This window comes from Vibrio sp. 10N.222.55.A1, assembly GCF_041473835.1.
In the GTDB taxonomy this organism is placed as follows: domain Bacteria; phylum Pseudomonadota; class Gammaproteobacteria; order Enterobacterales; family Vibrionaceae; genus Vibrio; species Vibrio crassostreae_C.
This window is the reverse complement of sequence record NZ_JBFRSX010000055.1, coordinates 55,141-68,513: the sequence shown is the minus strand read 5'-3', so window position 1 is coordinate 68,513 and position 13,373 is coordinate 55,141. Positions and strand designations below refer to the sequence as shown.

Here is a 13,373-nt window from a genome sequence, read left to right as displayed (position 1 = left end):
ACTCCGGGAGGCGCCTCCACTATTCAAAGTTGAAAGGCCAGCAGAAATGCTGGCCTTTTTGCTATCTGAAATTCTAAACCCTCATGCTATGTTCAAACTTCCACGTATGCTCTCTAATCAGTAGCACCACTAGGAACAAGCTATATCAGATCACTTTTGTGCCGGTCTTTTCCTTATGTAAACCTATCATTTGCTAAACAACCAACAGCATCTGTTAACCAATTGCGCCGTTTGTGAGTGGAATGAGTGGGGAATGGAAAAGGGCGACTGTCTTTTGCGTCATTAAATTCTTCATATTTATACATAGTTGCTCATGATCCTGTAACGCTTTCATGAGTTATTACACTTATTATGACCACAAATGAAAATGATTGTCATTTACTTGTGTTACTGCTAACCTATTGTGAAACTTTACAACATCTTATCTACTGCACGAAAGTGTATATAAAACCCCGCTAAACCTTATTAAACCTACGGTTATTCGTTTGCTTCGTATGATAAATCAGCAGATCTACCTCTTTTGTCCTACCCCTTTAGGGTAGTTCGATTTCGTAATTGATTTACATCATATTTTCATTTTCTTTCATAATTCATTATTCGCTCAGTTAAGAAATATATAACCTTCAGGAATTCTTATGAGCAAGATGAAGCTAGTCGTAATCGGTAACGGGATGGTCGGCCATCGCTATATCGAAGATTTAGTCGAGAAGACAGACGTTGCTAACATGGACATCACAGTCTTCTGTGAAGAGCCTCGCGTAGCCTATGATCGTGTACACCTTTCTTCTTACTTTTCACACCATACTGCGGACGAACTTTCTTTAGTTAAAGAAGGCTTCTACGAGAAACACGGCATCAACATGCTGATCGGTGAGCGTGCTATTAACGTTAACCGTGAAAAGAAAACAGTTTACTCAAGTACTGGTCGTGAAATTCAATACGACAAGCTAATCCTTGCTACAGGTTCATACCCATTCGTTCCGCCAATCAAAGGTAACGAAGGTAAAGACTGTTTCGTTTACCGCACAATCGAAGACTTGAAAGCTATCGAAGCAACCGCTAAGAATTCTAAATCTGGTGTGGTTGTTGGTGGTGGTTTGCTTGGTCTTGAAGCTGCAGGCGCACTAAAAGCTCTTGGTGTAACCACGCACGTTGTTGAGTTTGCTCCAAAGCTAATGGCTGAGCAGCTTGACCAAGCGGGTGGTAACCAACTTCGTCAAAAAATCGAACGTATGGGCGTTAACGTACATACAAGTAAGAACACGCTTGAGATTGCTCCTGAAGGCACTGAAGCTCGTAACGTAATGCGCTTTGCAGACGGTACAGAGCTAGAAACTGATTTCATCGTATTCTCTGCTGGTATTCGCCCACAAGACAAACTTGCTCGTCAAATGGGGCTGGGTATTGCACCACGTGGCGGTATCGAGATTAATGATCACTGTCAAACGACAGACAAAGACATCTACGCAATCGGTGAGTGTGCGTCTTGGAACCAAACGTTCTACGGCCTAGTGGCTCCTGGTTACAAAATGGCAACGGTAGCGGTTGACCACGTTGTTGGTAACGAAAGCACATTTGAAGGTGCTGACATGTCTGCGAAGCTTAAGCTTTTGGGCGTGAAAGTAGGCTCTATCGGCGATGCGAACGGTCGTACTCCTGGCTGTAAGAGCTACGTTTACCAAAACGAAGAACAAGAAGTTTACAAGCGTCTAATCGTTTCTGAAGACAACAAGAAGCTGCTTGGTGCAGTAATGGTTGGTGACACGTCTGACTACGGTGATCTTCTACAGCTTATGCTGAACGAAATCGACCTACCAGAACACCCAGATGCATTGATTCTTCCTGCTCATGCTGGTGCTGAAAAGCCAACACTTGGCGCGGATTCTCTTCCTGAGTCTGCTGTTATCTGTTCTTGTTTCGATGTGACTAAAGGCAAGATCGCTCAAGCGGTTGCTGAAGGTCACCACACAATCGGTGATATCAAAGCAGTAACAGGCGCAGGTACTGGTTGTGGTGGTTGTATTCCACTAGTGACTTCAGTACTAAACGCTGAACTTGCTAAAGCTGGTGTTGAAGTGAAGAACGACGTGTGTGAGCACTTTGCATACTCTCGCCAAGAGCTTTTCCACCTAATTCGCATCGAAGAAATCAAAACGTTCGATGAGCTATTAGAGAAATACGGTAAAGGCTACGGCTGTGAAGTATGTAAGCCTCTAGCAGGTTCTATCCTTGCTTCTTGCTGGGGTGAACACATCCTTAAGCCTGAATTAGTGAAGCTGCACGATACCAACGACAACTTCCTAGGTAACATGCAAAAAGACGGTACTTACTCTGTAATCCCTCGTATGGCGGGTGGTGAAGTAACACCTCAAGCACTAAGCGTTCTTGCTGATGTTGCTGCTGAATACAACTTGTACACCAAGATCACAGGTGCACAACGTATCGGCCTATTTGGTGCTCAGAAAGATGACTTACCAGCAATCTGGAAGAAGTTAATCGCTGCAGGTTACGAAACGGGTCAAGCTTACGCAAAAGCACTTCGTATGGCGAAAACATGTGTAGGTTCTACTTGGTGTCGTTACGGCGTTCAAGATTCAGTTGGCCTAGGCGTGATGATCGAGAACCGTTACAAAGGCATCCGTACTCCTCATAAGATGAAGTTTGGTGTGTCTGGCTGTACTCGTGAGTGTGCTGAAGCTCAAGGTAAAGATTTAGGTATTATTGCGACTGACGCAGGTTGGAACATGTATGTATGTGGTAACGGTGGTATGAAACCTCGTCACGCAGACTTACTGGCAAGCGACCTAGACCAAGAAACGCTAATCAAGTACATCGACCGTTTCATGATGTTCTACATCCGCACGGCTGCGCCACTACAACGTACTTCGGTATGGATGGACAACCTAGAAGGTGGTGTTGATTACCTACGTGAAGTGATTGTAGATAACAAGCTTGGTATCAATGACCAACTTGAAACTGACATTGCTGGCCTAGTTGATAACTTCGCTTGTGAATGGACAGATACAATCAACGACGAAGCTCAACTTAAGCGCTTTGCACACTTCATCAATGCTGATGACCGCGATGATAACGTTGTGTTTGTTGAAGATGGTCGTGAACAACACCGTCCTGCGACATTCACTGAGAAACACCCTGAAGCCATTACTTCAAAGCATCAGGGCGACATCATTCACGTAGAATCTGTTTAATTGGGAGACGACATCATGGCATTTACCAAAGTTTGTAAGATCGAAGACATTATCCCAGGTACAGGTGTTTGTGCGTTGGTTAGTGGTGAGCAAGTGGCTATCTTCCGCCCAACTGAGGCTGAAGAAGTATTCGCGATTAGCAACACAGACCCATACTTCCAATCTAACGTGCTATCACGTGGTTTGATTGTTGAGCACAAAGAAGAGCTTTGGGTAGCAAGCCCACTTAAGAAGCAACGCTTTAACCTAGCAACAGGTGTGTGCATGGAAGACGAGAACTTCAACGTGAAAGCGTACAAAGCTCGTGTTGCCAAAGGCGCTGTAGAAATCTCTGCTTAATCTTCGGATGAGTAAGATTTGATAGTTCAAGGGTTCTAGTTCTCGATATTGCCTTAACTCGGCAACTAGAGCCTTTTCCTATCCAATTTTAACTTTTAATTTAAACTTTTTAAGGACAACCTTATGTCTCCTGATTACAAACCAGCTGAATTCGTTCAAACGATGATTGATGTGGGTGAAGCGAAAACGAAAACAAGTACTCGCGATCTTCTGATTCGAAGCACTATGGCTGGTATCATCCTTTCTCTAGCGGTTGTTGTTGCTATTACAGCAATGGTTCAAACCGGTATTGGCCTTGTTGGCGCACTTGTGTTCCCAGTTGGCTTCGTCATTCTAAGTGTAATGGGTTATGACCTAGTAACTGGCGTATTCGGCCTTGCACCTTTAGCGAAATTCGACAACCGCCCAGGTATTACTTGGGGTCGTATCCTACGTTGTTGGGGTATTGTTGGTCTTGGTAACCTTATCGGTTCTTTGATTGTTGCTTTCCTTGTTGCAGTATCACTAACGGGTAACTTCTCTTTAGAACCAAACGCTGTTGCTCAAAAGTTCATTGCTGTTTCTACAGGTCGTAGCCTAGGTTTTGAAAACATGGGTATGGACGGATGGATCACGTGTTTCGTACGCGGTATCTTCTGTAACCTTATGGTATGTCTAGGTGTGATTGGCAACATGACTGCACGCACAGTATCTGGCCGTGTAGCAATGATGTGGTTCCCAATCTTCATCTTCTTCGCACTCGTATTTGAGCACACAGTGGTAAACATGTTCCTATTCCCACTAGGTATGATTCTTGGCGCTGATTTTGGTATCGCGACATGGTTGAACTTCAACCTTATCCCAACAATCCTAGGTAACATCGTTGGTGGTCTATTAATGACGTGTGTTCCTCTATACCTAACTCATGCTAAAACAGCTCCTTCTCTAGGTGCTAAGTAATTCTGAATACGGTGAAACGTAATTTAGTATGAGATTAAGAGCCCCAACAACATGTTTGGGGCTTTTTTAGTTCGAAAGCCCTTATATCATTGCGCAAATTACTCGCAATAGACTGTTTTGTTATAATTACTTCTATCTTCGTTAGTATTTAGACTAAATATTTAATTCAACACCTGATAGTCTAAGGGTTAAGGATTTGGATAAGTCATCATGAATACAGTGACTTATCACATAGATTGAAGCTTGAGATAAAACAAGCAAACCTTCGGAGCACAGCATGTCAGAAGTATCGTCATCGAATGTTAAAGAAGTAACCAAAGGATTGGTTTCATTAGTAGGCGCGGGTCCGGGCGACCCAGACTTACTTACGTTAAAAGCGGCACGAGTGATTCAACAAGCAGACGTTTTGGTTTATGACCGCTTGGTATCAAAGGATATCTTGGCGATGGCTAACCCAGAAGCGGAAATGCTGTATGTGGGTAAAAAGCTCGATCATCACTGCGTACCGCAAGATCAGATCAACCAACTATTAGTGACCAAAGCTCAAGAGAACAAACACGTAGTGCGTCTAAAAGGTGGTGACTCGTTTATCTTTGGTCGTGGTGGTGAAGAGTGTGAAACGTTAGCTGAGAATGACGTGAGATTTGAAGTGATTCCGGGCATCACAGCTGCTGCCGGAGCAACGGCTTATGCGGGCATTCCGTTGACGCACCGTGATCATGCACAAAGCGTGCAGTTTATTACAGGTCACTTGAAGAAAGATGGCGAAGATATTGACTGGCAATCTCTTGCTCAGCACAACCATACCATCGTGTTTTACATGGGCTTGAAAGAGAGTCCGAACATTCAGAAGAATCTACTCGATAATGGTATGCGAGCTGACATGCCAGTTGCGATCATCGAAAACGGTACACGCCAAGAACAAAAGGTGTTTAGAGGTGGGTTACGTGATTTAGCTGACCTTGCGAGCGTCGCAAAGAGCCCAGCGCTGATTGTTGTAGGCAGCGTGGCTCAGCTCCATGAAAAACTTGCTTGGTTTAACAAACAAGCTTGATCGTTTGACCTTCTAATTGGATCTCTAAGCCACTACTGAGTCCATCAAGAATCAAATACTGCAGCGGCTGCCTTGTCGCTGCATTTCTTGTTGGCGCATCGGCATTTCGTCAATGATATTGGTGATCTGTTTCCAATCTGTTTTGCCACTCCATCGGTGCTTCTCTTTCCCGTCTTTACCAATCAAAACAGCGGTATGTGATCCTTTCGGGATCTCGTAAATACTGGTGACTGCTTCTAAGTTAAACTCTTCTTCTAACCAAGTTGGGACTGTGTAACCACTCTCAGCAATAACCATAATGACGACATCTCGTTCGTCCAATTGACAGTTATTGAGCAACACTTCATTCAGAAACTCTTTAACGATTGAATCTTCCTTTGGAGCGAAATAAATCACACTGCGGTGTGGCAAAGGCTTTGAGTGAGAATAAGCGGGGTAGGCGAGTACTGAATTGATGGTTAAGCTCATGATTATTACCGTGCTGATGGTCAGTAGTTTAAGCAAACTAAACCAGCTACCAGAGTTTGATGGTTGATTTAAAGTTTGCATCGCTTTGGTTGTGTCGATGCTTACGATCGAATTGTGTGTTTGTCGGTGCAGCATTGCCAACCTCCCTTTAAAAACTCTAAGCCTGAGTACGATTTGAACGCTACGTAAAGAAGAAGGTGAAGATCAGAACCACCTAAGAAACGCTCAAAACAAATCCACTTACAATAAGCATAGTTAGGATTACGTAAAGACACTTAGCTTTACGCTAAAGATATTAGATTTACGTTAACGATAGCTGGCAGGTTCATTTTTATTGAGTAAAGCGACTCGCATTTTACAATTGAATAGAATAGGGTATACGGAAAATCTAAAGGTATGAATTTATGGAAAACATAGCAATTTTGGTCGACGTTCAGAACGTTTACTACACGACGCGCGACAAATACCGTTCTAACTTCGACTATAACCAGTTTTGGTATGTTGCCACGGAAGGGCGTAACGTTATTGCAGCTAATGCTTACGCAATCTCAAGCCAAGATCCAAAGCAGCGTCAATTTCATCATATCCTTCGTGGTGTGGGCTTTAATGTGAAGTTAAAGCCGTTTATTCAGCGTCGAGATGGCAGTGCAAAAGGCGATTGGGATGTGGGTATTGCGTTAGACGCGATAGAACTTGCTGAGACGGTTGATACGATTGTTTTGGTATCAGGAGACGGTGATTTCGAAATCCTTGTAGATCGAATCAAAGAGCGCTTTGGCAAGCCTGTTGAAGTGTATGGTGTTCCCGGGTTAACTGCTCAAAATCTTATCGATTCTGCATCAAAATTTGTACCGATTGAAAAAGATTTTCTTCTATAGAGGAAATCGGGCACTTTATAATTGAAATCAATAATAACGATAATTAGAATGCAAACAGTTCTTATTTACCGGTATGTGTAATGTCTCGCGTTTTAGTTGTTGATGATGATATTCAGTTGTGTGAATTACTGGGTGAAGTGTTAGAAAATGAGGGGTATCACGTTGATACTGTTCATTGCGGTGAATCCGCGCTTGAGTTTATTCAATCTCACCCTGTCGATTTGGTTCTACTCGATGTAATGCTTCCGAACCTAAGCGGCATTCAAGTAGCAAGACGTATTTGTCAGCGTTTTGCTACTCCCATTCTTATGCTAACCGCGCTTAACGACGATGCCTCAATGCTCGATGGCTACCAAGCAGGCGCCGACCAGTACATCGCTAAACCTTTCAATGTTCCTGAACTCTTAACCCGTATTAAGGTGATCTTGCGCCGAGTGGGTTTTGAACGCCAAAGACAATCTTTAGCTTCCTCTAATCACGGCTTGTGTGAACAACTCTCTCGTTTGCCATTAACTGGCACTGAAAAAGACTTGCTTGATTATTTGGTCAAAAATGACGGTATTGTCGTCTCAAAATCTGATCTGCAAATCCATGTACTCAAGAAAGAATTGTGTCCCTTCGATCGTAATTTAGATATGCATATCAGCAATATACGTAGAAAGCTCGTTCAGGCAGGTTTGTCTAAACAACATATAAAAACCGTTCGTGGTAAAGGTTACAGTTACCTAGAGTCGGTCGGAGCATGAGTAAAAAACTGCTGCGTTGCCCTGATTTTATTGCTAAGCGTAAAGACGGACTCACTTTCCAACTGTTCAGTTACCTGACCGTCATTTTGGTGAGTATTTTGATCCTGCAAGGTGTCGCTGAAAGAGCCTTGATGAAAGCGCTGCTTAAAGTCCCAGAATCGGTAAAAGCGGAAATGCTCGACCTTGCTTACCAAGCGAATGTGTTGATCGAAGAAGGGGACATGGATGAACTCGCGGACTGGGGTAATGCTCAGCAGTATTATCTGTTCGTCATCGACAAAGACAATCGTCCGATCACACATCGTCACATGCACCCACATTTTGAATTTAAGCTCAAATACTTAAGAACGTTAGATCACCAACTTAGTGATCGTGTGAGTAAGCCGATCTTCGGCCTACCACTGGATAACGGTAAAACACTGGTTATCCAACTACCGCACCAGTTTCATCCCGCAAAATCTTTTGCGCCATATTCCTATATGCTTAAAGCATTGATTGCATTGGTCGTATTGTCTCTGTTCTCGATTATCATGGCCAAAAGCCTTCAGCAACCGTTGGATAGATTGAGAGAAGCGAGCCGCAGACTGGCTCAAGGTGACTTCACGGTCAGTGTGGTGTCGGAGTTGAACTCCACCACGCGTGAATTCAACGAGCTTGCACACGATTTTGATTATATGACCTTTGAGATTAAATCTCTGGCTGAAAAGCAACGTTGTTTGATTCGTGATGTCTCACACGAGTTAAGAACACCATTAGCAAGGCAAAACCTCGCACTACACCTGCTGCGCAGCAAGGTTGATGATAAAAGCATTGGTTTGCTAGAACGAATGGAAAATGAAACAGAAGAGATGAATAAGCTGGTGGGTGAGATACTTGAATTTAGCCGCTTAGAAACCTCTCGCTATGACTCCAAGTTAAGTTTAATGCACCTTGAGCACTATTGTTCAATGTTGATCGCGCAGATGCAAAACGATTTAAAACCGAATCAAACTTTGATTGGTTCCCTAGAGACGCCGATATCAATGGTGAACGTTGATGAGAGGCTACTGCTTCGAGTCATTGGTAACTTGGTCGGGAATGCCATTAAATACGCGGGTGAGAACGCTCATGTGGTCGTGACGACATACGAACAGGTAATGGATAGACGTTACAGTGTAATATCTGTAGAAGATGACGGTGACGGTATTCCTGATAACAAGATTGCAGGTATATTCGACCCGTTTACTCGTATTGAATCAGCAAGAGACAAACGGTCTGGTGGCTACGGTCTGGGCCTTGCGATTGTTAAAGAAGCGATGGGTGTGATGAATGGACATGTAACTGCTGAGAATAGAGAAGGTGGGGGGCTGAGAGTGAACTTGATGTTCCCAATCGCTGATTAGCTTCCTGCTGTTACCTGTCTTGCTCCATAGATAACTATGACTGAAAGCGTGCTAAGAAACATAGCTTAGAAATATTGCTCAGAAATATAGCTTAGAAACATAGCCCAATAAAAACGCCACTGCATCTGCAGTGGCGTTTTTCTTTATGCGCTTTGGTATGGGCTAGGCGTAGCCATTAATTACGCCTGAGCTTGAAGACAAGAGCATAAGATAAGCGAGACTATGCCTGTTGGCGAGCTAGCTTAACTTCTTCTTCTTTCTCACCTGCTGCTGGGTCGTTGAAGCGAGACTCGTCTAGAGCGCCTTCAGACTTAGCAACGATGATAGATACGGCACTATCACCTGTGATGTTTACAGCGGTACGAATCATATCAAGAAGGCGGTCAACACCCATGATTAGAGCAATACCTTCAAGCGGCAGGCCAACTTGGTTCAATACCATCGCTAGCATAACAAGACCAACACCAGGGACACCTGCAGTACCAACAGACGCCAGTGTCGCCGTTAGGATAACCATTAGGTAATCACCCATTGAAAGGTCGATGTTGTACGCTTGCGCGATAAACGCCGTCGCAACACCTTGCATGATTGCAGTGCCGTCCATGTTCACAGTTGCACCTAGTGGTACTGTGAAAGAAGCGACTTTGTTGTCTACGCCCATACGGTTCTTAGCCGTTTCCATAGTTACTGGAATTGTTGCGTTCGAAGATGCTGTTGAGAATGCAAACATGATTGCATCTTCCATCTTACGTAGGAACGTAATCGGACTAAGACCTGTGAATCCTTTAAGCATCGCACTGTAAGTCACCAAGCCATGCAACAGCAGGGTACCAGCAAGCACTAAGAAGTATTCTGCTAGGTTCCAAATTGCACCTAAGCCAAGGCCAGAGAACAGTTTCGCCATCAAGAAGAATACGCCGTAAGGAGCAAGGTTCATTAGTAGCGCAACTAGCTTCATGATCACTTCGTTTAGATCAGAGAAAACTGCAGCGATACGTTCACCGGGTTTGCCCGCTGCACTGATTGCGATACCAAACAACACTGCAAATACGATAACTTGTAACGTTTTGCCCTCAGCCATCGCCTGAATAGGGTTGGTTGGGAACATGTCGATGATTACTTGGCCCAGAGAAGGGGCATCCGCTGATTTGAAAGAGCTCGCAGCAGTAAGATCCGCACCAGCTCCAGGTTGGAACAGGTTACCGATAGTTAATGCTAGAGTGATGGCAACGGCAGTAGTACCGATATAAAGTGCAAGCGTTTTGCCACCCATACGGCCAAGAGTTGATAAGTCTTTAAGAGAACTTGTACCGCACACTAGTGAAACGAAGACTAGAGGCACAACAAGCATTTTTAAACTGGCGACAAAGATTTGTCCGCCCACTTCAAAGAGTCCGTTAACGATGTAGTTGTTAACAAATCCGTTGTCTGCAAAAAGGGATTGAATGGCGAATCCCGTTAATATACCTACGACCATACCGAGGATTACTCGACCAGTCAGAGACATAGGTTTCTTGGTATTCATTTAGAACACTCCTTATTATTTATAACTTTGATACCTTTTCAAAGTGAGCAGGAGATTAGCAGTCGGATAATCAATTCGAAAAACAAAAAATGAGTTTGGAATTATAGATGTGATCAAAATCACTGATAATTGTGTAAATTAAACAAATAAAAACAAAATAATTCACTATTAATTTACATCTATCGAGGGTTTTATACATAAATTTGTCGTTTCAAAGGTAGTAAATAAGAAGAGATGATTTTCTTATCAATCTTCACGTCTTCAATTGACTGAACAAATACCGTTGTTTCAAAAAATTCGGTGAAGATAACCAGTCGATTTACGTCCATGAGCCTTAACTATTTGTATTGAATGGTTTTGTTGAACTCCTCAAATATGACTCACCGACAGGCCTTTACAAAACTTTACGAATGCAAAGAATGTAAATTTAATGCAAATGGTAATAGTTATCACTTATATTCACTCCCGAAATAATTCAGTGGTACCGGCAACGGTTCAGCGAACACATCGAATAAATAACAAAGTGTTCGTCTAAAAGAATAAAAGCGGAGTAAAGGACATGTTTTCAAAGAGCCCATTGGCTTTAGTGATCGGCGCAGTATTAGCTTCACCAGCAGTATTGGCAGAAACAGTAAAAACAGACGAGCATATGGTTGTTGAAGGTCGTGACTACGGTTATAAAGCCGACACGAACACAACAGCAATGCGCATGGAGGCGACTCAATTAGAGACTCCGGGACAAGTTTTAGTAATCGATGAGCAAATCATCGATGAACAGCGTGCAACAACGCTTGGTGACGTGCTTAAGAATGACGCGAGTGTAAGTGCTGGCGGTACAAGCCGTAACCGTGAACGTTTCTCTCTACGTGGTTTCTCGGTAGAAAGCTCTTCGGGCTTCCTTAAAAATGGCCAGCAACATTGGTCTCACTACCGTCAACCAATCGAACTGCTAGAGCGTGTTGAAGTACTAAAAGGACCTTCTGGTCTTCTTTACGGTATTTCTGCACCAGGTGGCTTGATCAACATGGTAAGCAAAAAGCCAACTTACGATACGCAAGTAAGTGTTAGCCAAGATATTGGTTCTAATGACCATTCTCGTACAACGGTAGACGTAAGTGGCGCTTTGAACGACGCTGAAACTCTACGTGGTCGCGCGATTCTATCTAAAGAAAGCTACGGCTCTTGGAGAACTTATGGTGACGGAACTGAACCACAAACAGAACGTTTTGTTGGTGGTGTATTCGTTGATTACGATGTAACTGAAGACGTAATGGTTTCTGTTCACTACGATAAGACCAACGACGAAGGCAGCGTAGATTCTGGTGCACTATACACACTAGACGGCAACCGAGTGGGTAGCGACAAGCATATCTGGGATGCGCAGTGGTCACAGATTGAAAACGATGTTGAGAACGTAGGTTTTGATATTGCTGCTAACCTGACTGACACATGGTCTTTAAAAACAGGTTTCAATTACCAAGATTTCGAACGTATTGATATGGAAAGCTACCCAAGCTTTTCAAACATGAATCCTGATGGTACAGGAACCGTGACTCAAGGTGGCAACTACCGTCATGACAAATGGCGTTTCAGAACAGCTTATGTCGATCTAACAACAACCGCTGATCTTGCTGGCACAGAGCACCAACTATTATTCGGCGCTAACTGGTTAGGTTACAGCTATTACCGTGGTATGGATCGTTTCAGCAGCGGCGAATACGCGCCAGATGCAACGGTACCAGCACCGTCAGTGGGTCCAACATCGCTAGGCAAGATGAGCACTTACGATACTTGGGGTTTCTACATTCAAGATCTGATTACTATCAATGACGAATGGCAAGTTCTTGCGGGCGCTCGTTTCGACCGTAAAGTAAGTGATGGCGTTGCAGAAGAAAACGTAGCACCTAAGCTTGGCGTGATTTACCACCCGGCATCAAACGGTAGTATCTACGCTTCTTACTCTGAAAGTTTCGAACCACAAGGTGTTGTGTCTAGCGGAAGCCGCAACTACACCAACGATGGCGAACTTCTTGACGCAGCAACGGGCGTGTCTTACGAAGTCGGTACTAAGTGGGAACTGATGGACGAACGTCTATTCGTTTCTGGTGCGGTATTCGATATTACCCAAGAAAAAATTTCAATGGATGTAGAAGACACTTCATCAGGCGATTGGACGAAGACACAAGGTGGCGAACAAGTTCACCGTGGTGCTGAGCTAGCCGCACAAGGCTTTATTTCAGAGCGCTTCTCAATGTCTGGTTCTGCAATGTACTTAGATGCTGAAATCACGAACCATGAAACATATGAAGGTAACCGTCCAGTAGACGTACCTGAGTTTGCAGCAAGCGTTTGGTCTACCTATGCAGCAACAAACGAAGTTGATGTGAACCTGGGTCTTATCTACGAAGGTTCTCGTTACGGCGATAGCGCGAACACATTCAAGAAAGACGGCTACGCACGTGTAGATATGGGTGCTGCATACACGCTTAAGTACGACGATTCTCTTGATTTTGTAGCGCGTCTAACAGTCGAGAACGTATTTGATAAAGAATACCTAGCGGGTGGCGGTTCAACATCTTCAAACCACCAATTTGCTGAAGACGTAGTAATCGGCGAAGGCCGTAACTACATGGCGACTTTACAGGTAAAATACTAATTTGTTAGTAGGGTACTATTGTTAGCCTAAATACTAAGGGGAAAGTTTCGGCTTTCTCCTTTCGTGATTCTGCTATTTAGTAAAATATCCCTAGTAATGCGAGTGACTTTTAATGATAATGAGAGTGCTTATCAATAATAGTATTTATCAATAAAATGTATTTGACCTTCTTCTATA

General features: G+C 43.6%; 10 protein-coding genes. 8 read left to right on the top strand and 2 right to left on the bottom strand.

Annotated elements, in window-relative coordinates; translation table 11 throughout:
* Window positions 1–635: 635 nt before the first annotated feature.
* The 4 genes from nirB to cobA all read left to right on the top strand — a co-directional run bounded on the left by nirB (window position 636) and on the right by cobA (window position 5,541).
* A complete protein-coding gene (gene nirB, locus AB4493_RS16805; RefSeq protein WP_017062560.1) occupies window positions 636–3,209 on the top strand; it encodes a nitrite reductase large subunit NirB in 2,574 nt (857 codons plus the stop codon).
* A 15-nt stretch (window positions 3,210–3,224) separates the two neighbouring features.
* The gene (nirD, locus tag AB4493_RS16800) at window positions 3,225–3,548 is read left to right on the top strand and encodes a nitrite reductase small subunit NirD (RefSeq protein ID WP_017062559.1); all 324 of its coding nucleotides are present in this window, start codon (window positions 3,225–3,227) and stop codon (window positions 3,546–3,548) included.
* A 123-nt stretch (window positions 3,549–3,671) separates the two neighbouring features.
* A complete protein-coding gene (locus AB4493_RS16795; protein WP_017062558.1) occupies window positions 3,672–4,487 on the top strand; it encodes a formate/nitrite transporter family protein in 816 nt (271 codons plus the stop codon).
* A gap of 277 nt (window positions 4,488–4,764) precedes the next feature.
* On the top strand, window positions 4,765–5,541 hold the full coding sequence (gene cobA, locus AB4493_RS16790) for a uroporphyrinogen-III C-methyltransferase (protein WP_372114559.1): 777 nt from the start codon (window positions 4,765–4,767) through the stop codon (window positions 5,539–5,541).
* Window positions 5,542–5,592: 51 nt separating this feature from the next.
* On the opposite strand, the gene AB4493_RS16785 is transcribed toward cobA, so the two are convergent.
* Entirely contained in the window at window positions 5,593–6,090 is a 498-nt protein-coding gene (locus AB4493_RS16785; protein ID WP_050546503.1) for a DUF4174 domain-containing protein, read from the bottom strand.
* 323 nt (window positions 6,091–6,413) lie between these two features.
* On the opposite strand from AB4493_RS16785, the gene AB4493_RS16780 reads away from it, so the two are divergent.
* From AB4493_RS16780 to AB4493_RS16770, 3 genes are all read left to right on the top strand, one after another.
* The gene (locus tag AB4493_RS16780) at window positions 6,414–6,887 is read left to right on the top strand and encodes an NYN domain-containing protein (protein WP_372056405.1); all 474 of its coding nucleotides are present in this window, start codon (window positions 6,414–6,416) and stop codon (window positions 6,885–6,887) included.
* Window positions 6,888–6,967: 80 nt separating this feature from the next.
* Window positions 6,968–7,633 (top strand): response regulator transcription factor, encoded by a 666-nt coding sequence (locus AB4493_RS16775; RefSeq protein WP_017062555.1) that lies wholly within the window; start codon window positions 6,968–6,970, stop codon window positions 7,631–7,633.
* Window positions 7,630–9,015 (top strand): sensor histidine kinase, encoded by a 1,386-nt coding sequence (locus AB4493_RS16770; protein WP_136979549.1) that lies wholly within the window; start codon window positions 7,630–7,632, stop codon window positions 9,013–9,015. The genes AB4493_RS16775 and AB4493_RS16770 overlap by 4 nt, the downstream gene beginning before the upstream one ends.
* A gap of 220 nt (window positions 9,016–9,235) precedes the next feature.
* Here AB4493_RS16770 and AB4493_RS16765 read toward each other — a convergent pair whose 3' ends face one another.
* Window positions 9,236–10,540 carry a dicarboxylate/amino acid:cation symporter gene (locus AB4493_RS16765; RefSeq protein ID WP_017062553.1) on the bottom strand — a complete coding sequence of 435 codons (1,305 nt, stop codon included), beginning with the start codon at window positions 10,538–10,540 and terminating at the stop codon, window positions 9,236–9,238.
* Between the two features lie 559 nt (window positions 10,541–11,099).
* Between AB4493_RS16765 and AB4493_RS16760 the strand changes: the two genes are divergently transcribed.
* Window positions 11,100–13,196: a TonB-dependent siderophore receptor gene (locus AB4493_RS16760; RefSeq protein ID WP_372155478.1), complete on the top strand. Its 2,097-nt coding sequence runs from the start codon at window positions 11,100–11,102 to the stop codon at window positions 13,194–13,196.
* Window positions 13,197–13,373 lie beyond the last annotated feature (177 nt).